Raw genomic sequence first — 22,032 nt, 5'->3', positions numbered from 1 at the left:
GTGAGAGAAGCTAGATATATAATATTTGAGATGATTTTAAATCGCAAAAATTTTGCGTACTATAAAATAGGAGATAATTCAAATGTCGTATGTAAAAAAGATTGTGAAGAAAATTATATATGGAAATCGAGCAGATTCAAGTTCGTATGTATCCTTTCTAAGAAATGCTGGATGTTCAATAGGAGATAAAACTGTAATCTATGATCCACCTAGTACTTTTATTGATGTTACACGCCCATGGCTTATTAATATTGGAGAAGGTGTAAAAATTGCAAAAGGGGTAACTATATTAACTCACGGTTACGACTGGTCTGTCTTGAAAAATATGTATCATGAAGTAATTGGTTCTTCAGGAAAAGTGAAAATAGGGAATAATGTCTTTGTAGGTGCAAATTCGACAATATTAAAAGGAGTTAGTATAGGGAATAATGTCATTATTGGAGCTAACTCACTTGTTAATAAGGAAGTGCCAGATAATGTAGTTATTGCAGGTAATCCAGCGAGGGTTATAATGTCTATTGAAGAATATTATCAAAAGAGAAAAAAAGAGTATATAAATGAAGCAAAAGAATTGGCTGTAGAATACTATAAAAAATATAATCAATTGCCGCCTATTGGCAAGTTTCATGAGTTTTTCCCGTTGTTCCTTGAACGGAATGAGCAAAAATTTTATGAAAGTGGTTATTCATTTGGGGATAGTTTAGACGCTAAAAAGGATATGGAAGGATTCTTAAATAGTAAACCAATGTTCAAAGACTATAATGAATTTTTGAAGTGGTGTGGATTAAGCTAATATTTTATAAAAATAAAATTGGAATAAAGGATTACTAGATGCTAATAATATATAAGTGTTTGAAACTAAAGATAATATAATTTGTTAATATTTTATGTAGAAAACTTCAAACTGATTTAATTAAAGTTTTGAATTGAAAGAAGGAGAAAATAATGAAGAAAAAGATTCTATTTTGGATCCTAGGTATCATTGGTGTTCTTGTTATTGCTGGTGGTGTATATGCATATACTGTTTACTCTAATGTATCTAATACGTTAAATACGGTGCATAAGCCTTTGGATCGCGATAAGTCTGATAAACGAGATAAGAAAGTAGACGTTTCGGATAATAAACCTATCTCTATTTTATTGATGGGTGTAGATCAGGAAGATAATGGGACAGGTAGATCAGACTCACTTATGTTATTTACCTTAAATCCAAAAACAAAATCTATGAAAATTACGAGTATTCCACGTGACTCTTATACGGAGATTGTAGGTAAAGGGAAAAAAGATAAAATCAACCATGCTTATGCATTTGGTGGTATTGATATGTCTGTAAAAACAGTTGAGAATTTCCTAAATGTACCGGTTGATCATTACATTGAAGTAAATATGGCTGGATTTAGGGATATTGTAGATGCTGTTGGTGGTGTTGATGTAGATAACGATTTGGAGTTTACGTCAAGAGAGCAACATTTTGCTAAAGGGAATATCCATTTAAATGGTGAAACAGCATTAAAGTATACTCGTATGCGTTATGAAGATCCACGCGGTGACTTTGGCCGTCAAATGCGCCAACGTCAAGTAATCCAAGCAGTAATTAAAAAGGGTGCTAGTGTTTCTTCATTAGCAAATTACGGTGATGTATTAAAAGCGATTGAGAAAAATGTTAAAACAAGCTTAACGCAAGATCAAATGTTTGATATTCAAAAGAATTATAAAGATTGTATGGAGAACAGTGAAGAAATTCAAATTCCAGGCGACGGTCACAAAGCCGCTGATGGTATTTGGTACTACTATGTTCCGGATGCAGCGAAACAAGATATTACGAATAAGTTAAGAGCTCATCTTGAATTGACTAAGTAATATGTAATAACCCAACTCCCTTGGTAGGAGTTGGGTTTATTTTTGCGTGAATTTATATTAGTATTATATGTTGTGAGAATAATAGATGAGGTGAATCGATGAATAAGAAAGCGGTACTTGTCCTAGTTATTTTTGTATTGTTTGTCGCTTCGGTTGTGAGCGGTAAATTATATTGGAATAAGAAAGTTGCGAATGCGACAGGACAGACGAGTGAAGTGACGAAAACGAAGTCTGAAGTGAAAGATAGCGGTGTGAAGAAAACAGAGAAAAAACAAGATGCGAAGTCATCTTTTAATGAAGCATATGCGAAGAATTTACCGGATGAAGTGAAAGAGAAGTTAAAGAAAGCCGCTGAGGGCAAGAAGGCAGTAAATCTTGTTATTGTTGGTGATGAAGCTTCTTCATCTGCAAAAGATGCTTGGGCAGCTAAGTTAACTGCTAACCTAGATGCTTCTTATGGTAAAGGGTTATGGAATGTGATAGTCAAAGAATATAAGGGTGAAAGTACAGAAGAGTTAATCGCAAATAAGCGTGATAAAGAGATTGCGAAAGAAAATCCAGATGTGATTTTATTCGAGCCACCGTTTATTACTGACAATGGTAAGACTGGTAATGGAAACTCAGTTCCGAGTACGCAAAAATTTGTACAAGCACTTTCTACTAGTGCAAAAGGTGCTACGATTATGATTCAACCATCAAACCCAGTGTATGGTGCGAAGAATTATCCGAAGGCAATTGAGGCGTTAAAGCAATTTGCGACGCAAAATGGTTATACATATGTGGATCATTGGGGAGCATGGCCTGATGCGTCAACAAAGGCTATCTTGCCATATTTAACAGAAGAATTCGGTTTCCCAAGTGCTAAAGGCCACGAAGTTTGGGCACAATATGTAACGGATTATTTCGTTGCTAAGTAATAAAGGTACACAAAAGGTATACGAGCAATCGTATACCTTTTATAATAAGAGAGTGAATAAGAAATCTTAATATATGTAGGAGGAGAACTATGAGTTCGATTCTAATCTGCGGTGGAGCTGGTTATATCGGTTCGCACGCTGTGAAAAAATTAGTAGACGAAGGTTTATCTGTAGTAGTAGTAGATAACTTACAAACGGGTCATGAGGATGCAATTACGGAAGGTGCGAAGTTTTATAATGGCGACCTTCGTGATAAAGCATTTTTAAGAGATGTGTTTACACAAGAAAATATTGAGGCGGTTATGCATTTCGCGGCTGATTCTTTAGTGGGAGTTAGTATGGAGAAGCCTCTTCAATATTATAATAATAACGTGTATGGTGCACTTTGTTTATTAGAGGTAATGGATGAGTTTAAGGTAGATAAGTTTATTTTCTCTTCTACTGCGGCGACGTATGGTGAGGTAGATGTAGACCTTATTACTGAGGAAACGATGACAAATCCAACGAATACGTATGGAGAGACGAAGTTAGCAATCGAGAAGATGCTTCATTGGTATAGCCAAGCTTCTAATTTACGTTATAAGATTTTCAGATATTTTAACGTGGCTGGTGCAACTCCAAATGGTATTATTGGGGAAGATCACCGTCCAGAGACGCATTTAATTCCTCTTGTATTGCAAGTGGCGTTAGGTCAACGTGAGAAGATTATGATGTTTGGTGATGATTATAATACACCAGACGGTACTTGTATCCGTGATTATATTCACGTTGAAGATTTAGTAGCAGCTCACTTCTTAGGTCTTAAAGATCTACAAAACGGCGGAGAAAGTGATTTCTATAACTTAGGAAATGGTAATGGTTTCAGTGTTAAAGAAATCGTTGATGCAGTTCGTGAAGTTACAAATCATGAAATTCCAGCTGAAGTAGCACCGCGCCGTGCGGGAGATCCAGCACGTTTAGTTGCTTCTTCTCAGAAAGCGAAAGAGAAGTTAGGTTGGGATCCTCAGTATGTAAATGTGAAGACAATCATTGAGCATGCTTGGAATTGGCATCAGAAGAAACCTAATGGGTATGATAAGTAAGACTAATAAGTGAAGGAGAGGGTATTGTCGTTCAACATATGTTCGACAATACCCTCTCTTTTTTTATAAGATTTTTGCTATACTAAACTGTACTATAATACAGGATGGAAGGAGGAGAATGATGAAAATACTTGTAGTGGATGATGAATCGAGTATTCGTAATTTGATTCGGATGCAGCTTGAGATGGAAGGATATGAAGTGCTTACGGCGGCTGACGGGAGAGAAGCTTTAGAGAGATGGAATGAAGGGCCGGATGTTTTGATTTTGGATGTTATGCTTCCAGATACAGATGGGTATGAGTTACTTCGTTTGTTCCGGGAGAAGGATCGGGATATTCCAGTGCTCATGTTAACTGCGAAGAGTCAGATGAATGATAAATTGCTTGGCTTGCAGCTTGGTGCAGATGATTATGTGACGAAGCCATTTAATTATGCGGAGCTTATTCTTCGGGTCAAGAATATGACGCGGCGCGTGAAGAAGAAGGAGGTAACGGTAAGCCATGAAGTAATTGGGGCGGGAGAGATAACGATTTGTCCTAAGGAAAGAAAAGTGCATGTGAGTGGGCAAGAGATTCAGTTAACGTACCGAGAGTTTAATTTATGTCAGTTGTTTGTTTCCAATCCGCAGCGTGTATTTATGAGAGATGAGTTACTTGAGAAAGTATGGGGATTTGAGTATATCGGAAATACGAGAGCGGTTGATATTATGGTGCAAAGACTGCGGAAGAAGTTAGGGAATAGCGGAGAATATATTAAGACAATTTATGGCGTTGGTTATAAACTGGATTGTTAAGTGGTGATGGTATGTCTTTAAAAAGAAATATGGTGTTTGGAATCGTTGGACTATTAATCCCGATATTTGTTCTTTTGTACGCAGTTGTTTATATTACGTTAGAAAAGAATATGTATCATAACGCGGCAAATTCTTTAGAAAAGTTAAGTGTAGAAGCACAAATTTATACGATGAATTATTTAGAGAAGGAAGCAGAGGTAGAGACGCTCGGTCCGAATTCACTTTTAATTGCTTCGTATTTAGCAAAGCGCATGGATGTCCGTGTACAGATGATCGGGAAGAATGGGGATGTTGTGGCGGATACGCAAAAGGGAGCGCTTCTTCATCGGAATATTGATATTGAGAGTTCTTTGAAGGGAAAGAAATCTTATGTGTTTGAAGAGGGAGACCCAGCTCCAATTCTTTTGTTTTCAAGCCCGGTTTATTATGGAAACGATGTCATTGGTAGTGTTCGTTTTATAAATGAGTTAACGGGTGAGAAGGAAGTGTTAACAAATGTCGGTTGGACGTTTTTAATGACGTCTCTTTGTCTCGTAGCTGCGGGTATTTTCTTTGCGATTCGTTTGGCAAAGTCTCTTCATAAGCCGATTGATCAGTTAAGACAAATGGCGCACCGGCTTGCGAATGGTGATTATAAAAGTAAGATTGAGCTAAATGAATATGTGGAAATTGCGCAGCTTTCAGCGTCTTTTAATGCGATGGCTGATGGGATTGAACTACATATTAAGCAATTGAAGGAAGAGAAAGAGAAGCAGAAAGATTTCTTAGACCGTATTACGCATGAGCTAAAAACACCGCTAACGGCGATTATTGGCTATGTGGATTTAATTCCGAAGTTAAAGGCGAAGGAAGATGTACAGGAGAGCTTGCGCTATGTAGCTGTAGAAAGTGAGCGTTTATTATCACTTGTAGAGGAATTACTTAAGTCTTCAAAGTACGGGACGAGTACGTTTGAAATATCACCTACAGTTGTGAATATAAAGGAATTAGCCGAAGAAGCAGTTTCAATCGTGAAACCTCGCTTGCAGAAATTTGAGATTGAAGTTATCAATGAGTTAACAGATGTATATGTTGTTTCCGATTTCGATAAGACGAAACAGATCTTCTTAAATGTGCTTGATAATGCGATAAAATATAGCGACGCTACGCAAATTCGTATGAATGTCATTGTAAATGAACGTGAGGCGAAGGTGTTTGTTCATGATGATGGCATTGGTATAGATGAAGGTGTGCTGGCAGAGTGGAATGAATCGCCAGAAGGGAAGGTACTTTCTTCTAGTTACGGGAATGGGTATGGTTTGTATATTTGTCAGGAGATTATGAATAAGCAGGGCGGAAGTATGCGAATTGAGAGTAGTGAAGAGGTTGGTACTACCATATTTATTACATTTTTACTTCCGAGACGGATGGAAGACATAAAAAACTTGAAAGCGGTTAAATGATACATTTATGAAACAATTATGCGGTATTTTCGAAACAACGTTTTTTTATCTTGGAGGTAGGCAGAAATGAAAAGGCTATCATTTCAAATTCTTATATTTGTCCTTTGTATAATCGTTTCTCTTATTTTGTTTTATGTGATGGAGAAGCAAATATATAATCGGATCACAATCGTGAATGACAAACAAGCTGTTTTACAAAGAGTGAATGAATCCCTGCCTACTGAAATGAAGGTTAGGCATGAAAAGTGGGGAGAAATTGTTATAACGGATGAAGTTCGTTTGCATACGATTGTTTCATTCTTTGACCGAATTCAAATCAATCCGAGTGAAGCTAAGAATCAAGAACAAGTATTTACTGGAGAAGTAACGTACTTGAATGGACAGAAGCGTACTTTTGCAGTAGGTGACTTGTTCCAGTACGGGGCTGATATGTACGGAAGGAATGGTACGGATCCAATGATTTCAGCATTTCAAACGTATTTGTTAAGTCTGTATTACACACCAGAACGTATTGGTGATTTTTTTGCGTCAGCACAAGATGTCATAGTACGCCAAGGTGATGTAGAACGTGTGGTGAATGTTACGCACATACTTGATTCGATTCGGTATGCAAAGCAAATTACAGATTACGGAGAAATCCAGAAATTATTACAATCACAGAATGAACCGATCGCTTATATTACCGCTTATAAAACTGGTAAGCGTATAAAGAATGAGCGTGAAGACATTCTTACTATTTCTGTGTATCCATCGTATTTTGTTGTGCAATATCTCGGTGATAATAATGGGAATGTCATGTATATGAAAAGCTCCCTCGCAAATGTATTTGTAAAGGAGAATGTGTCATGAGAAAGATAGCCTTTTTCTTCTTTTTGCTAGTAATTGGAGGAGCGATGTCTAGTTGCTCTCGAGATACAACCTCTATTAAATATAATAAAAGTGGTCTCCCTATTTTGAATGATCGTCATCTTGTTGCGTATGTAGCGGCTCGCGAGGAAGTTGGGGAAGCGTTGCTTTCATCATTTTGTAAACCACGCGGCTGTACGTATGAATTTATTCGTCTTTCGACAGAAGAGCTTCTTCGAAGGGTAGAAGAGGAAGCTGGAAATCCGAAAGCGGATATTATTATTGGCGGTACGGTAGACGCGCATCAAATGATGAAGCAAAAAAATCTATCTATTCCTGTTACGAGTCAGCATGCGAACCGTATTTCAAAAACTGTGAAAGATAAAGATGGTTATTGGTACGGTTATGAAGTAGAGAAGCTGGCAATTGCGATCAATAAAGAGCGGTGGAACGAAGAATTAGCCCCGCTCGGACTTCCTTATCCATCAAGGTGGCAAGATTTATTAAATCCAGTATATAAGGGAAAGATTGTTATGCCAGATCCAAATGTTTCAGGAACAGCCTATACGTTTTTTCAATCACTTATTGATACTGTAGGTGAAGAGAAAGCAAAAGAATATGTTAAGAACTTTGCAGGGCAAGTTGGTGAAGTAACAGTGAATGGTTACATGCCAGTAGAGCTTGTTGCGAGTGGTGAGTATATGATAGGCATCAATTTCATGGGAGATCAAAGAATGCTTCAAAAACAAGGCTTTCCAGTTGTAAGTATCGTACCTGAGCAAACAGGTCTATCTGTTAATGCGATTTCGAAACTAAAACGTGCACCGAATGGTATTATTGCGGATTTATTTATTGATTATTGTTTATCAGAAGAAGCGGGTCACATTTTAGAAAAGGTTTCGTTTGGCGTGCCAACGATGTTTGCGAAGAACGAGAAAGAAATAGAAGGACAGCCGGTTAGAAGAACGAACCAACATATATCAAATAGTGGAATAATCGAGATATGGAATAGACAACGTCTCTCTCAGAAGTGAGAAAAGGAGACGAAAGAATATGTTTAAATGGCTCAAGCCAGCACCTGCAATTGAAAGATTGCCTGCGGATATGATCGACCGTGTATATCGATTACTACGTATTCGTGTGTTAATCGGAATTTCAGTTGGATATGCTGCTTATTATTTAGTTCGTAGTAATTTTAATTTATCTACTACATATTTAGTTGATGAGTTCGGATTTAGCACTACACAAATTGGGTTATTGGGTGCAGTAATGGCTGTTGTTTACGGACTTAGTAAATTCTTTATGGGTAATTTATCTGATAAGGCATTTGCTCAACGATTTATTGCAGTAGGTTTATTTTTATCTGGACTTGTTAATATTTGTTTCGGCTATGCATCTTCCTTTGGGATGATTTTAACATTACTTGTTCTAAACGGTATTGTGCAAGGTATGGGTGCACCACCTTGTAGTATCGTTATGACGAAATGGTTTTCAAAGAAAGAACGCGGTACGAAAACAGGTCTTTGGAATATTTCACATAACGTTGGAGCACTACTTGTTCCGCCATTCATTGGAATTGGTGTAGGTATTTTTGGGGAAAGTCATTGGCAAGGTGGCGTATTTATTTTCCCAGCGATTATCGCAATGGTAATTGCAGTTCTTGTTTGGATTAATGCGAAGGATACACCGGAATCAGAAGGTCTTCCGCCAATTGATGAATATCGTAATGACTATGAAGAGCTTGAAAAAGTAGATAACGCTAACAAGATGTCACCAAAAGAAATCTTAATGAAGTATGTAGTGAAAAATAAATTTGTATGGTTCTTATGTATTGCGAATGCATTTGTTTACTTAATTCGTTTCGGTGTTATTAATTGGGTACCAATTTATTTAACAACAGTTAAAGGTTTTACAAAAACAGAGGCGCATTTTGCGTATTCAATATTTGAAACAGCAGCGATTCCAAGTTCTTTAATTGTCGGTTTTTTAAGTGATAAATTATTCAAAGGGAAACGTATGCCGTTATGTGTTATAAGTATGGCTGGGGTTGTTGTTGGAACAATCGTGTATTGGCAAGCAACTAATATTATAGTTGTGAGTATTGCAGTTTCTATTATCGGTTGTTTAATTTATGTACCACAATTCTTAATCGGTTTAAGTGCAATGGAATTAGTACCGAAATTTGCAGTAGGTACGACAGTTGGTATGTGTGGTCTGTTCGGTTATGTTGGAGGAAGTTTCATAGCAAACGCCGCAATTGGTATTATTGTTGATCGTTCTGGCTGGGATGGTTGCTTCATGTTACTGTTAGCAGGTGGTATTTTATCAACAATATTCTTATTGATTGTTCAAATAGGACATGAGAGAAAAGCTTCTAAAGTAGCATAATATTTCATTTTAAAAAGCTATCCAGTTTATATACTGGATAGCTTTTATATTTTTATACGAGGAAAATCAGTATGTAAAATTGCAGTTTAATATGTAAATGATTTTTATTAATTAATATAATTTTTTTAGATTTAATAAACCAATTACGTACATAGTTAGACCGAAAAATCCGCCACCACAGATGAAAATTACAACTTTAAATAAAGAAATAGAGATTTCCTCCGAACCTACATAGGGAAGGATATAATTCATAAAAACAAACATTTGAAAGCCCCAAAGAAAACCTGCTTTTAAGCCAGCTTTTCTTAATTTTTTCTTGTGTTGTAAATATTCTTCTTTTGTTGCACATTCAGTATCACTTAAACCTTTTTTCTTAAATTTAAAGGCTAAATAATTAGCGTAAATCATATTAGATAGAAAAACTAATATAGTTCCTATAGATATTGTATGGTTCATAGTATCAACGAGTAACATAATAAGCATGACCAACATATTTAACCACCATAAACCAATTCCAGCTACAGATAATTCTTTATTGATTTCTTGTTTTTGATATTCATCTCGCTCACTCATTGTTCCAACAAAACTATTATAAACTCTTTCTTTCCATTCAATTTTCATCATTTAATCTCCCTCCCAAAATAGACTGTTTAAATCTGTTTTTAGTGCTTTTGCTAATTCGATACATAAGGCTAAAGAGGGATTATATTTATTGTTTTCAATTAAGTTTATTGTCTGTCTCGCCACTTTAACTCTTTTAGCTAATTCTAGCTGCGAGAGACCTTCAGATTTTCGATATTGTTTAACGTTATTCAAATATAAACCTCCTAGTTAATAGTTGTAGACCTTGTGCATCAAAATGTCATGTATATGTGACATTTTATAATTGAATAAATGAAAAGTCAAATATATATGACAAAAATGATAGTGATGCAATTAGGAAAATAATTTTAATAATTTATCTTTGTGAGGAGTTTATTAATAAAGGATAGTTTTTTTTATATTACTATAATCTTTCCTTAAATCTATCTTAAAAGACATAATGTCATATTTCTAATCATTGGAATTTTTGTTACAATATAAATGGATGTGTAAAACTTTGTAAAAAGAATGTAATAATATGTAATTCATTTTCAGAAAGTTTTATACAATTTCATATTAAACTATTAAGTTATAAAAAGGAGAGAGAATATGGTACCAAATACGGTTCGTACTCCAAACAAGAAGAAGAAATGGATTATTATCGGGGTTATTGCACTAATTGTTATTGTAGCAGCAGTTAATATTTTTGTAATGCAAGGGAAGAAGAAGGGGGCAGCAACAACGGCTGACGCAGTAAGTTTTGAGAAGGTAACGGAGCGTAAGCTGAATAATACGAAGTTAATTTCAGGTCAAGTGAAGCCTGGGAATATTGAAAGTTTTTATGCGGATCCGGCCAAAGGGAAAGTGAAAGATATTGAGGTAAAAGAAGGACAAGAGGTAGAGAAAGGTGCGAAGTTATTCTCTTATGATAATGAAGAGATTAATCTTCAAATGAAGCAAGCTGAACTTGATCAGAAGATGGCAGATATGCGTTATGATCAAGGGAAGAAGAAAATTGATTCGCTGAAGAAAGAAATTAAGAAGGCGAAAGATAGCGGAGCTGGGAAAGAAGTAACAGATCCGATGGAAGAGCAAGTAAGTGAGCTGGAGATAGCGCAAAAGACAACGGATCTTGAGAAAGAAAAAGGGAAGTTGCAGAAAGAAGAGTTAAGTAAAAAGCAGAAAGAGCTTACGATTTATAGTAATTTTGCTGGTGTTGTTCAAAAGTTAGATAAAGATGCGGCGCAAAGTTCATCTCAAGCGTTAGGTGGTCAAGGGAAAGCCTTCTTACAAGTGGCTTCTAAAGATCCATTCCAAATTCAAGGTACGTTAACGGAGCTTCAAAAGTCACAAATTCAAAAAGATCAAACATTTACTGTAACTGCGAAAGCAAATAATAAGAAGAAGTGGACAGGTAAGATTACAGAAGTAAGTGAATTCCCAACGAGTGCAGAGATGGCGCAAGCTGGCGGTATGGGCGAAGCGACTCAAAATATGTCTCAATATACATATAAAGCAAGCCTTGATAGTCAAGATGGTTTATCTCCAGGTTATCACGTTTCTCTGCAAGTAAATTTAGAGAATAAGAAGATGGTTGCTGTTCCGACTAAGAGCATTGTAGAAAAAGGTGATGATGCATTTGTTTATGTTGAGGATAAAGGAAAGCTTCGTAAACAAAATGTGAAAAAAGGTTCTACTGATGGAGACTGGACAGAGATTACTGAAGGCGTAACAGTGGGGCAAAAGGTGGTTAAAAATCCTTCCGACGATGTGTATGACGGAATGGAAGTGAAAGAGAAATGATTACGTTAAACCATATTGCTAAAACGTATTATCAAGGAAAATTGGCTGTGCCGATTTTGCATGGTATTAGTTTAACCATTCAGAGCGGTGAATTTGTTTCGATTATGGGACCGTCTGGTTCTGGTAAATCAACGCTTATGAATATTATCGGTTGTTTAGATCGTCCAACAGAAGGCGAATATATGTTGAATGATGTGAATATCTTAACAGCAGACGAGTCAAAGCTTGCTTTAATTCGTAATGAATATATCGGTTTTGTGTTTCAGCACTTTAATTTGCTGCCGCGTCTTTCAGCAGTGGAAAATGTTGAGCTTCCGCTCGTATATGGCGGCGTGAAGAAGGCAGAGCGTCGTAAGCGTGCTTTAGAGGCATTAGGTAAAGTTGGATTAGCGGATCGCGTGCATCATTTACCGAACGAATTGTCAGGTGGACAGAAGCAGCGTGTAGCAATTGCAAGAGCTATCGCGAATAATCCAACGTTCATTATGGCCGATGAGCCGACTGGTGCGCTTGATACGAAGTCTGGTGAGCAAGTTATGGATATTTTCACGAAGCTTAATGCAGAAGGTACAACAATTGTTATGGTTACGCATGAAGAGGAAGTAGCAGCGTATTCTTCCCGCCGCATTGTACTGCGAGACGGGAAAATTACAGAAGATAGAAGGTGTGCGGTATGAGTTTACTAGATAGTATAAAAATTGCCCTCTCTTCTATTTTAGCTCATAAACTGCGTTCAGCTCTTACGATGCTAGGTATTATTATCGGCGTTGGTTCTATTATTACTGTCGTTGCAATTGGGCAAGGCGGAGAAGCGATGCTGAAGTCGAAATTCGCAGGTTCTGGCGGTAATAATCTTATGCCAATTCAATTTAAAGCAGATATTAATGATGAGTTTAATATGGGCGGGCATGAAATACCGAAGTTAACGGAAGAAGATATTATGGAAGTAAAACAAGTGAAGGATGTATCCCACGTTATTACAACAAATCAGGGAATGGAGATACTTGATGTAAATGATAAAAAGGCAAATCTGAATGTTATTGGTCTGGATAATGAATATTTTGCCGTTAATAAAGTAAAGGTCGTAAAGGGACGTACTTTAAGTGAATCAGATATTACTCATGCAAATAACGTTATGATGATTAGTACAAAAACAGAAGAAACGTTATTTAAGGACGTAAACCCAGTTGGACAAATTATTGAGATGAAGGGGCAGCCAATGCAGATTGTCGGTGTGTATACATCTGATAATGAGTTTATGGGATTTGAAATGGAAGAAGCATTAATCCCTCTTACGTTATGGCCTGTTTTATTCGGAACAGATAATATTCAAAATATCGCAATTCAAGCTAAAAATGTAGACGATTTAGAAGCAGCTGGAAAACAAGCTGTGGATGTATTAAATAGTCGTAAGCCAAGTGAAATTCCAGGTAAATATGAACTGGTGAATTTAAAAGAATTCCAAGAAAATGTTTCTAAAGTAACTGGTATTATGACGATGATCATCGGCGGTATTGCAGGTATTTCATTAGTCGTTGGCGGTATCGGTGTTATGAACATTATGCTAGTATCTGTAACGGAGCGTACGCGCGAAATCGGGATACGTAAAGCACTTGGGGCAACGCGTAGTAAAATTTTATTACAGTTTTTAATTGAAGCGGTTATGTTAACACTTCTAGGCGGCTTAATCGGAATTGGTCTTGGATATGGCGGAGCCTATATCGTTTCCACATTCGCAAAATGGCCACCTCTTGTTTCATGGGAAGTTGTCGTCGGCGGCGTATTATTCTCGATGACACTCGGTATTATTTTCGGATTAATTCCAGCGAATAAAGCTGCGAAATTAGATCCAATTGAAGCATTGCGTTATGAGTAATTACTAGTGTAGTAGAACTACACATTACCGTTCTAGTGGGCGGTTCGTAGCCTCTATATGAGGAAGTGAACCGCCCGTTAGAACGGGTTATATACATAGAAGGAGGCGTTATAATGGAAGTTAATGTGAATACGCAAAAAGCTGGCGGTGAGAAGCCATCATTGTTCGGAATGATTACTTCTCCTGGTTTACAGTTTGAGAGAATGAAGACGACTGAGAAAGTTTGGGGTATGTTCTTCATAGTGGCGCTATTACAAGGACTTGTGGGTGGTTTAAATTCGTATATTACGTATACATCACCTGAGATGATTGAAATGCAAAAGAAATTGGGAGGCGAATTTGCAAAGCAGGGTTCGCTTGCATCAGATGTAATTTCTGGTACGATATGGGGAATAGTAGGTGTTATGATTGCGACATTAGTTGTTGCAGCTATTTATAAGGTGTTTATGATGTTCTATGGGAATGATACTTCTTATAAAAAAATAGTAATGATTATTGTATATGCGGATATTGTTGTTGTTATTGGTGGACTTATTAATAGTGTTATAGCTTTAATTTTAGGTGCTGGACCAACTGCGTATACAAGTTTAGGACCACTATTTGATCAAGGTTCACTTGCATATGGAATCGGTAATACAATTGAATTGTTCTATTTATGGAATTTAGTTTTAATTTGGTTAGGATTACAAGTTACAGCAGGATTAAGTAAAGTGAAAGCAGCTATCCCAATTATTGTTTTATTCATTATTAAAGCGGGATTCCTAGCTGCGATTGTTGTATTGATTGCAAAGTTCTTACCTGGTTTGCCTGTATAATAATATGATTGGATTAAAAGGTGGCTCCCCCCAGAGTCGCCTTTTTTATTTTTGCCCTTATTTCAAATACCACAAGCAGAATTTCAAATTCTACTTCATGTAATTTCAAATTTCGGTGGTTGTATTTAAAATTACTCACAGTGAATTTCCTTCTTTATTTTTATATTGTGAAGGTACCGCGGAATACTAGAAAGGTATACCTTTTAGAAACGGGTACTGTGTGAAACCAGCGACTTTTAAAGAGGCAGCCTTGTTGTATGAAGGATTGATTGTAAATCAAATAAAGAGGTTGGGGATCTATCAAGATTATGAAGAGTATTATCAATGTGGGTTAATCGGTCTTTGGCATGCGTATGAAAAGTTTGATGCGGAGAAAGGGAGTTTTCCTGCATATGCAGTTGTAACGGTACGTGGTTATATATTAGAAAGATTGAAGAAAGAGTTTGCAGTGCAAGAAAAGTGTGTATGTGTAGGAGAGTATGAGGATATCTTTCATTTTGAAGATATTGAAATGAAAGCGAAGGATTTTATGAGTGTATTAGATGAGAAGGAGAAGTATATTATTTTTGAACGTTTTTTTGTAGGAAAGACGATGGGGGAAATCGCTTTGGAGACAGAGATGAGCTATTATCAAGTGAGGTGGATGTACCGGCAAGCACTTGAGAAAATGCGAAATAGCTTAAGAGGATAAATATTATCATAAGAATGGAAGGCAAGTGATATTGCTTTCCATTCTACTTATTCTGTTAAGGTAGTAAATGTAGTAAGAGGCTTTTAAATTGTAGTGAATCTTGCATGTTCATACGTGATAATACATATCCGGCTTTTAATAATTGTTGTTTTAACTTATGGGGACTGATATGTATAGTTGTAGTTGTACCATTTGAAAAATGAATGGTAGCCTTTTTACTTTTTTTGAAAAACTCTATGTCATCTATATGGTTATAAAATAGCCATATACAGTTTGGAGAAGAAGGAGACTCTGTTGGGAAAGCACAAATATATTCTCGATGATTAATTGGAATCGGCACATTTTGTTTGAAATGAAAGTTTGTTTGAACTGCTTTCCGTCTACCTTGATAAGTAGAGTGAACATTGGTTAGACAAGATTGTTTGATAAGTTGGAGAGCAGTTTGACAGGAGTAAAGATGGTTCCCGCTACTTTCGATAATCTTTGTCTGATAGTAAGGGTGCTTGTATGGTTCTAACATCATTGTAGAATTAGAAATAATAATATCATTTTCGTCATTCATAAATTTAATTCCCCCTTTATAAATGATAATAATTCTCAATATAATTATATACGAATTAAGTAAATTAATTGTTAATCTTTTATTTCATATTGTAAATTTTAGCTATTCGTTTACAATCAATAGATGATAGTCTTTCTAATTTGCATCGCTTGTACATATATATGAAAATAGAAAAGAGTAGGCGGTGAGATAGTATGAAGAAAAGGTATATTATTATGGCTCTAGTTGTTGTTCTTCTAGTATATTTAGCAAATAGTAATCCGAGTAAAGGTGAATATACGGATTGGGCAGCGAAGCAGTTTATGAAACGTAATGATGTAAGTAAGAAGCTAGACGAAGTTCAAAAGGAAAATGAAGAGGGGCTCCTTGGTGATTTAGCATCGGCTGGTAAGAAGTTGGCGAAAAAATATGTTGAACCGCAAGTTGGATTGTTAATCGATCATTATACGAAGCGAGATGATTATATATTCTTCTCAACATATAAGACGGAATTTGATATCGGCGGAGAACACTATAAATATGTATGCGTCGGTTTTTCAAAAATCTTTATTCCAATTGAAATGCCGAAGAAAAAAGACGAATCTGCAAAATGATGCAGATTCGTCTTTTTGTTTATTCGACTTTAATGGGTAGTAAGACCCCCACCTCAAAATGCAGCGAAAGCAAAGAAGTTAGGTGTGGGCGGGCTGCCCATAAAAGTCCAATTGGTGAGGGCTGATTAAAGTTTCACTTTATAAGGTAATGGGAACTTCAGATACAGTCCTTTCTACGAGACGAGCTCCTTTTTTTCGGGTATTTTCATTAATTGATGAAAATACAGATGAGGCAAGGATCGTATCCATTACTTGATTTACGACTTGTGCATCGACGGGCGTGATCGGCTTCTCGATAGAAAAGACAACTGTTTTTCCATCTTCTTTCGCGAAAATTAATTCTAGTACTTGCATACGTTGTTTCCTCCTTTTTATTTATCTTGTAATCAGTAGGGGCATCCCCACTGATTACATTTCCACCTTAAAGGTTAGAAAGATCTGATGTGCTAACAAGTTGTACAGCGTGAAGTGGTGATGCTTGTAAAGAAGCAAGAGCACGTGCTACGTTTTGTACTTGCTCTAAGTTTGCGTTTGTTTTTACGCGCTTAAATTGTTTGTTCTTAAAAACTGTTTTTCCATTCTTATCTAATCCATTGTTTAAGACGAGACGTAAAGTTAAATCCATTACGATTGTTTCGACTGCCATGTTTATCACCCCCTTTCACTATATAAATAGGATGCAAATGTCATGTTTTGGCGTGAAATTTATTCTTTTTTTTGGTACTCTTAAAAGAATAAGAGAGGAGTTTCGGAAGAATGAATCGTAAATGGTTATTTTGGATTCCTGTTTTACTATGGATGGGGCTGATTTTCTATTCCTCGGCACAACCATATAAAAAGCAGGATATGCGTTCGGATATTGAACAATATGTAAATGTGGAGTTTGTGAAAGAGCATTTTTCATGGGTATCTATCGATTACGGCGGTGGTACACCTGTTAGTATTGCAAATAAAGGTGTAGGCGGATTTATTGAGTTTTTCCTTCGTAAAGGTGCTCATTTTATGGTGTTCTTTATGCTCGGTTCATTGACGTATTACGCTTTTCATCGATCAGGTTATTCGAGAAAAAGGTGTTTTATATACGCTCTCCTTTTCGTGGCGGGATATGCAACATTTGATGAAATTCATCAATGGTTTACGGGCGATCGTACACCGATGTGGCAAGATTCATTACTGGATACGTGCGGCGGATTAACAGGTATTATAATAAGTAATTGGTTTTGGAATAGAAAAAGGAGCTAATCTCGAAAAGATTAGCTCCTTTTGTTTATCCTGCTTTAATGGGCAGTAAGACCCCCACTGATTAAAGTTTCACTTTATACACCAAGTAATTCTTTTAGTTCATCTGTAGATAGTTCTGTCATCCAACTATCGCTTGTAATGACGGCGTTGTTTAATGATTGTTTTCTTTCTAACATTTCATCGATTTTCTCTTCAAGTGTCCCCGTTGTAATCAGTTTATGAACGTGAACGAAGCGCTTTTGACCAATGCGATATGCACGGTCTGTTGCTTGGTTTTCTACCGCTGGATTCCACCAACGATCGTAGTGAATGACATGGTTGGCAGCTGTTAAGTTTAATCCTGTACCACCTGCTTTTAACGATAAAATGAAGATGTCATACGTTCCGTTTTGGAATTGTTCGATCATTTTGTCACGTTCTTTCTTCGGTACACTACCGTTTAAGAAGAGGACGCGCTGACCGAAATGTTCTTCTAACACATCTTTTAGCATGTTCCCCATACCGATGTATTGCGTGAAGATTAAACAACTTTCATTTTGATCTTTTATATTTTCAATGAGTTCCATGAGCGTGCTCGTTTTCATGGAACGTTCGATGATGTCTTTCGGTTCTGTTTCTTTTAAATAAAGAGCGGGATGATTACAAATTTGTTTAAGTTTGTTCAGCATGAGTAATATAAATCCGCGTCGTTCAATTCCGCTTAATCCTTCTACATTTTGCAACGTATCTTGAACAAGTTGTTCATATAAGGAAGCTTGTTCACCAGTTAGTGGACAGTAAGCTTTCTGTTCTTGTTTATCTGGTAAGTTTAATGCGACTGTTTGATCTTTCTTCGTACGACGCAGTAAAAACGGTGAGATAAAACGTTGAACTTGTTGGATTTTTCCTTCGTCACGGTCCTTTTCAATTGGTGAGACGAAGCGGCGCTGGAATTGTCCTAAGCTGCCAAGATATCCATGATTAATGAAGTCGAAAATAGACCAAAGCTCGGCAAGGCGGTTTTCCATCGGTGTCCCAGTTAATGCGATTTTGTGATTTGCTTGTAAGTTTCGTACTGCTTTAGACTGTTTCGTATGTGGGTTTTTAATATTTTGTGCTTCATCCAAAATAACAGCATCCCAGCATAACGTACTAAGTTCTTCCTCATCAAGCTGAGCTAATGCATAAGATGTTAATACAACATCTGCTGATTGAAGGAAATCTTTAAAGGATTCCCCTTTAGCTCGGTTACTTCCATAATGTAACTGAACATGTAAATTCGGTGCGAAACGCTCAAATTCTTTTTGCCAATTTCCAAGAACAGATGTCGGAGCCACGATTAAAGCAGGACCTGTTTGGAGATTGTTTTCTTTTATATATAGTAAGTAAGTGATCGTTTGAATACTCTTTCCAAGTCCCATGTCGTCAGCTAACAATGCGCCGAATCCAAGCTTTCTTAAATATAATAACCACTCAATGCCATGTTGTTGATACGGACGGAGTGTGGCGTTTAGTGATGAAGGGACATCTACTTTCGGAATATCTCCAATGTGCAATAGTTTTTGGAATAAGTCTTCATAATATCCATCTAGTTCAATTTCAATATCGGTAAACGGACTATCCTCTTCTACAATTTCTGTTTCAGCAGTGTTTGATAAATGTTGCTGAAGGACATCTTTCATTTCAAGTCCATACTTATCAGCACGATTCATAAGCTTTCGTACTTCTTCAATAAAGGCTGGATCTAGTCGCATCCATTGACCATTTATATTGAATAACCGCTTGTTTTGTTCAACGAGTTCAAAAAATTCGCTTTCTGATAAATCAATGCCGTTCGTTGAAATGCGCCAGTCAAAATTAACGAGTGTATTCATGCCGAAGAAAGATTGCGTTTGTGTAGCATTTTGCTTCAGTTGCACACGTAATTTTGGTTTTGTCGCTTTTAAATTTTGCCACCACGATGGTAATAAGATTGTAATACCTGCGGCGAGTAATTCGTTACTTGCTTCTGTTAAGAAGTTCCACGCTTCTGTTTCAAAGAGTTCACTTCGGAATGTATCACCATCTTTTAGCCACGGTACGAGCTTACTGAAGCTTTCTTGTGTTTCCAGAATACGTTCTTCATAATCGTGCCATCGTTTTGGTAAAGAATCGATACTCTCATATACATATATGCGATGTGCCCCGCGCTTTGGCGTAACAATTGTTTCAAGCTTCCACATTTCAAATTCTTCTTGCGGCTCTTGTAGTCGTAGTCCGATTGTAAAGGGAAGGTCATCTTCAATGTAACCAATTTTTCGAAGCCAATCTTCTTCATGTAGTGCTGCGTCTAATTGTCTTTTCGTAAAGTCGTAATGTTCATAAAGTCTCTTTGCATCTTCCCATCCGTCATTTGAACGGTTATCTTGTAATATGCTTTCATTTACTGCAGCCGAGAAAAGAGAAGCCAATGTGTCATCTTCGATTGGAGTATTTTGAACTTTCCAAGATGGTTGTTTAGGCCAACTCTCCATATCAGGTACGAAGCTACCGCTTGTGAAGGCATCCCACAATGCGTTCGCATCTTCCGTAAGTGCTGTAATAGGGCCGTTCATTTGAATACGGGCAAAGGAGTTCATCGGTTTATTCGCGATGTATTCAAATGCTTGTGCGTTTGTTAGCATAACACCTTGTCTTCCTTCAAAGGTTGCTTCTTTTAGAAACGTGCCGTAGAAGGAAGTGGAGTGCCATGTAAATGCATTTCGTTTCCAACTTGTTACGGATAATGGAGTACCGCTATCATCTTCTCCCCAAAGGAACCAACCGTGACTAACGTGCTGGAGCCTAATTGTTACTTCAGTTTGATTGATCATCGATTAATTTTCCTTTCCGTAATTCCTCTTGTAGTGCACGCAGACGTGAATGTAAGTTTGCGATGTGAATAATGAAAGCATCCCATTCATCGGTACGCTTTAATCGTTTATATAATGTACGTAATTTCTTTAAGTAACGAACTGCACGTCTATATGATTTGCGATTTCGCTCTTCAATAGCTTCGGTAGCAGCAAGGTGATAAAGAGGAAGTGCTGCTTCTGGTGCTTCCTTTTCAATATCTTTCAGCGGCTCTTTCAAAAGTTCAATCGCTTCAAATCCATGTAAGAGCTGAAGTTCTGCCCATGTTCGATACTGTTTTTTCGCCAGTACGTATTGCTCATAGTTTGCGAAACTATATGGTAATAGCTCTTGCAAAATCATTTCGAATCCAGCTTGTTCATTTGTATGAGTTGCATACGTTTCATACATGATGACGAATAAGCGAACGATATCTTTTATGAAAATTGTATTTTCGTGCTCATGTATCGTTTTCTTCACTTGTTTATACGTAAAGGAAAGCCAGTTTTTCGCACGATCCCATTTCATTGCATGTAATAACTCTTCTAACCAATAGAAGTAAAGACTTACAACAGAAGCAGGTTGTTTCTTTAGTAAGTCCATCGCTAATCGATCTTCATCATTTAAAAAGAGTAGATGAGAAGATGCTAATGCTTTGGAAAGTGGATTCATTTTCGTACCAATTCGTTTTTCTTCTTCTTGTAGTTGCTCGTTATTGTGTAACAGTTCACTCCATATGTGACGATAAATAAAGAACCTCTCTTGCGTATAGGCATCGGTGGAGAAAAATACTTCGTGAACGAGACGAGCTGTTTCTTGCAGAATTGATTTAGACTCTGAAGGAATCGATTCTGATTGTAAGTCCCGAACGATGGATTCCACTTTATCTACAAATAGGCGAACGACATTAACAGGCTGATGATAAGAATACGTTTTATTTGCCTCAAATTCCTGAATTTCTTCTAATAATTTTTGAAAGCAATAAAGCGCTGCATGTAGCCTGAACAATTCATGTATCACAATGATACGCGGGGCTTTCCGCTCGAGTTTCGTATAGAAGTCCGTAAAAATACTCATAAGAAAATACATTTGTTTATAAGTAAGCCGAGCTTGTTCTTTTTTAAATGATTCATATTCGTTATCAAAATAGGATTGCCAACTTTTATAATCCGTTTCTTCAAAAGCTGATGATTGCAATACTTGTCTTGCAGTTCGAATAGGAGGAAGAGAAGGTTTCGTATTATTTTTGAATAAAGTTAATACATCTCCTACTTGCCCGAAACTAGATGCTGCCGATAGTAATACAGCGAGCATATGCTCACACTGCGTGGGTGCGAAGCAATCGCAATAGCTTTCAGCGACGTTACGAATCGGGATATGGACGCTATATACGCTGCCTTCAGCATCTACAGTTCCTGATAGCGTATAGCCATCAAAGTCAACGTTGTAGACAACACCACTACGATATAGGTGCCGAGCTGTAGCGACATGTTCCTGATCAGCTGTTTGCTGTGGATCTAGTCCTTGAACGAACTCATTCGCAATCATCATAATTTCATCTTTCGTAATTGAGTGTTGCAGCATAATATTCCTCCGTACACATATTTCTTTCCTTTACCATTATAAACAAAAAATGCTCAAAACAGAAAAAATGAAATTTAGATTACATTACTTGAAAATCATGGTAATA

23 protein-coding genes are annotated in these 22,032 nt (G+C 36.9%); 16 read left to right on the top strand and 7 right to left on the bottom strand.

Annotated elements, in window-relative coordinates:
* Nucleotides 1-82 precede the first annotated feature (82 nt).
* The 9 genes from ACTFRN_RS15195 to ACTFRN_RS15155 all read left to right on the top strand — a co-directional run bounded on the left by ACTFRN_RS15195 (nucleotide 83) and on the right by ACTFRN_RS15155 (nucleotide 9,328).
* Nucleotides 83-793 carry an acyltransferase gene (locus ACTFRN_RS15195; RefSeq protein ID WP_074567502.1) on the top strand — a complete coding sequence of 237 codons (711 nt, stop codon included), beginning with the start codon at nucleotides 83-85 and terminating at the stop codon, nucleotides 791-793.
* A 152-nt stretch (nucleotides 794-945) separates the two neighbouring features.
* Nucleotides 946-1,860, top strand: a complete 915-nt coding sequence (tagU, locus tag ACTFRN_RS15190; RefSeq protein WP_074567501.1) for a polyisoprenyl-teichoic acid--peptidoglycan teichoic acid transferase TagU — start codon at nucleotides 946-948, stop codon at nucleotides 1,858-1,860.
* Between the two features lie 98 nt (nucleotides 1,861-1,958).
* Entirely contained in the window at nucleotides 1,959-2,777 is an 819-nt protein-coding gene (locus ACTFRN_RS15185; RefSeq protein WP_074567500.1) for an SGNH/GDSL hydrolase family protein, read from the top strand.
* A gap of 89 nt (nucleotides 2,778-2,866) precedes the next feature.
* Nucleotides 2,867-3,859 (top strand): UDP-glucose 4-epimerase GalE, encoded by a 993-nt coding sequence (galE, locus tag ACTFRN_RS15180; protein ID WP_000095013.1) that lies wholly within the window; start codon nucleotides 2,867-2,869, stop codon nucleotides 3,857-3,859.
* Between the two features lie 121 nt (nucleotides 3,860-3,980).
* Nucleotides 3,981-4,652, top strand: a complete 672-nt coding sequence (locus tag ACTFRN_RS15175; RefSeq protein WP_000699577.1) for a response regulator transcription factor — start codon at nucleotides 3,981-3,983, stop codon at nucleotides 4,650-4,652.
* An 11-nt stretch (nucleotides 4,653-4,663) separates the two neighbouring features.
* Nucleotides 4,664-6,094, top strand: a complete 1,431-nt coding sequence (locus tag ACTFRN_RS15170) for a HAMP domain-containing sensor histidine kinase (RefSeq protein WP_074567499.1) — start codon at nucleotides 4,664-4,666, stop codon at nucleotides 6,092-6,094.
* Nucleotides 6,095-6,160: 66 nt separating this feature from the next.
* Nucleotides 6,161-6,943: a DUF3919 family protein gene (locus tag ACTFRN_RS15165; RefSeq protein WP_049111886.1), complete on the top strand. Its 783-nt coding sequence runs from the start codon at nucleotides 6,161-6,163 to the stop codon at nucleotides 6,941-6,943.
* Nucleotides 6,940-7,974: an ABC transporter substrate-binding protein gene (locus ACTFRN_RS15160; RefSeq protein ID WP_001225633.1), complete on the top strand. Its 1,035-nt coding sequence runs from the start codon at nucleotides 6,940-6,942 to the stop codon at nucleotides 7,972-7,974. The genes ACTFRN_RS15165 and ACTFRN_RS15160 overlap by 4 nt, the downstream gene beginning before the upstream one ends.
* A 19-nt stretch (nucleotides 7,975-7,993) precedes the next feature.
* Nucleotides 7,994-9,328 (top strand): MFS transporter, encoded by a 1,335-nt coding sequence (locus tag ACTFRN_RS15155; protein WP_000477581.1) that lies wholly within the window; start codon nucleotides 7,994-7,996, stop codon nucleotides 9,326-9,328.
* 111 nt (nucleotides 9,329-9,439) lie between these two features.
* Here ACTFRN_RS15155 and ACTFRN_RS15150 read toward each other — a convergent pair whose 3' ends face one another.
* Together ACTFRN_RS15150 and ACTFRN_RS15145 are read right to left on the bottom strand one after the other, a co-directional pair.
* Nucleotides 9,440-9,952 carry a DUF3278 domain-containing protein gene (locus ACTFRN_RS15150; RefSeq protein ID WP_014893405.1) on the bottom strand — a complete coding sequence of 171 codons (513 nt, stop codon included), beginning with the start codon at nucleotides 9,950-9,952 and terminating at the stop codon, nucleotides 9,440-9,442.
* A complete protein-coding gene (locus tag ACTFRN_RS15145; RefSeq protein WP_001067018.1) occupies nucleotides 9,953-10,144 on the bottom strand; it encodes a helix-turn-helix transcriptional regulator in 192 nt (63 codons plus the stop codon).
* 375 nt (nucleotides 10,145-10,519) lie between these two features.
* Here ACTFRN_RS15145 and ACTFRN_RS15140 point away from each other — a divergent pair, with 375 nt between their 5' ends.
* The 5 genes from ACTFRN_RS15140 to ACTFRN_RS15120 all read left to right on the top strand — a co-directional run bounded on the left by ACTFRN_RS15140 (nucleotide 10,520) and on the right by ACTFRN_RS15120 (nucleotide 15,095).
* Nucleotides 10,520-11,713, top strand: a complete 1,194-nt coding sequence (locus tag ACTFRN_RS15140) for an efflux RND transporter periplasmic adaptor subunit (protein WP_088106311.1) — start codon at nucleotides 10,520-10,522, stop codon at nucleotides 11,711-11,713.
* On the top strand, nucleotides 11,710-12,390 hold the full coding sequence (locus tag ACTFRN_RS15135) for an ABC transporter ATP-binding protein (RefSeq protein ID WP_000631602.1): 681 nt from the start codon (nucleotides 11,710-11,712) through the stop codon (nucleotides 12,388-12,390). The genes ACTFRN_RS15140 and ACTFRN_RS15135 overlap by 4 nt, the downstream gene beginning before the upstream one ends.
* Nucleotides 12,387-13,589 (top strand): ABC transporter permease, encoded by a 1,203-nt coding sequence (locus tag ACTFRN_RS15130; RefSeq protein ID WP_000054359.1) that lies wholly within the window; start codon nucleotides 12,387-12,389, stop codon nucleotides 13,587-13,589. The genes ACTFRN_RS15135 and ACTFRN_RS15130 overlap by 4 nt, the downstream gene beginning before the upstream one ends.
* Before the next feature lie 113 nt (nucleotides 13,590-13,702).
* Entirely contained in the window at nucleotides 13,703-14,404 is a 702-nt protein-coding gene (locus tag ACTFRN_RS15125) for a Yip1 family protein (RefSeq protein WP_000453649.1), read from the top strand.
* Between the two features lie 220 nt (nucleotides 14,405-14,624).
* Entirely contained in the window at nucleotides 14,625-15,095 is a 471-nt protein-coding gene (locus ACTFRN_RS15120; RefSeq protein ID WP_074567493.1) for a sigma-70 family RNA polymerase sigma factor, read from the top strand.
* Nucleotides 15,096-15,150: 55 nt separating this feature from the next.
* Here the strand turns inward: ACTFRN_RS15120 and ACTFRN_RS15115 are convergent, their stop codons facing one another.
* Nucleotides 15,151-15,657 carry a competence protein ComK gene (locus tag ACTFRN_RS15115; RefSeq protein WP_074567492.1) on the bottom strand — a complete coding sequence of 169 codons (507 nt, stop codon included), beginning with the start codon at nucleotides 15,655-15,657 and terminating at the stop codon, nucleotides 15,151-15,153.
* A gap of 194 nt (nucleotides 15,658-15,851) precedes the next feature.
* Between ACTFRN_RS15115 and ACTFRN_RS15110 the strand changes: the two genes are divergently transcribed.
* Nucleotides 15,852-16,250 (top strand): DUF4359 domain-containing protein, encoded by a 399-nt coding sequence (locus tag ACTFRN_RS15110; RefSeq protein WP_000747726.1) that lies wholly within the window; start codon nucleotides 15,852-15,854, stop codon nucleotides 16,248-16,250.
* Nucleotides 16,251-16,388: 138 nt separating this feature from the next.
* Here the strand turns inward: ACTFRN_RS15110 and ACTFRN_RS15105 are convergent, their stop codons facing one another.
* Together ACTFRN_RS15105 and ACTFRN_RS15100 are read right to left on the bottom strand one after the other, a co-directional pair.
* On the bottom strand, nucleotides 16,389-16,604 hold the full coding sequence (locus ACTFRN_RS15105; RefSeq protein WP_016718961.1) for a DUF2922 domain-containing protein: 216 nt from the start codon (nucleotides 16,602-16,604) through the stop codon (nucleotides 16,389-16,391).
* Nucleotides 16,605-16,671: 67 nt separating this feature from the next.
* Nucleotides 16,672-16,896, bottom strand: coding sequence for a DUF1659 domain-containing protein (locus ACTFRN_RS15100; protein ID WP_014893407.1), 225 nt, complete (start codon nucleotides 16,894-16,896; stop codon nucleotides 16,672-16,674).
* A gap of 110 nt (nucleotides 16,897-17,006) precedes the next feature.
* Between ACTFRN_RS15100 and ACTFRN_RS15095 the strand changes: the two genes are divergently transcribed.
* Nucleotides 17,007-17,492: a VanZ family protein gene (locus ACTFRN_RS15095; protein WP_001080717.1), complete on the top strand. Its 486-nt coding sequence runs from the start codon at nucleotides 17,007-17,009 to the stop codon at nucleotides 17,490-17,492.
* A gap of 74 nt (nucleotides 17,493-17,566) precedes the next feature.
* On the opposite strand, the gene ACTFRN_RS15090 is transcribed toward ACTFRN_RS15095, so the two are convergent.
* Complete coding sequence (locus ACTFRN_RS15090; RefSeq protein ID WP_000610092.1) at nucleotides 17,567-20,323, bottom strand: DEAD/DEAH box helicase; 2,757 nt, start codon at nucleotides 20,321-20,323, stop codon at nucleotides 17,567-17,569.
* Nucleotides 20,307-21,926: an SWIM zinc finger family protein gene (locus ACTFRN_RS15085; protein WP_014893408.1), complete on the bottom strand. Its 1,620-nt coding sequence runs from the start codon at nucleotides 21,924-21,926 to the stop codon at nucleotides 20,307-20,309. Before ACTFRN_RS15085 ends, ACTFRN_RS15090 begins: the two co-directional genes overlap by 17 nt.
* Nucleotides 21,927-22,032: the final 106 nt, after the last annotated feature.

Origin of the sequence: Bacillus cereus group sp. MYBK245-2 (assembly GCF_051916145.1) — a bacterium.
Taxonomy (GTDB): Bacteria; Bacillota; Bacilli; order Bacillales; family Bacillaceae_G; genus Bacillus_A; species Bacillus_A pacificus.
Note: the sequence above shows the minus strand (reverse complement) of the source record. Positions and strands in the feature narration are given on the sequence as shown.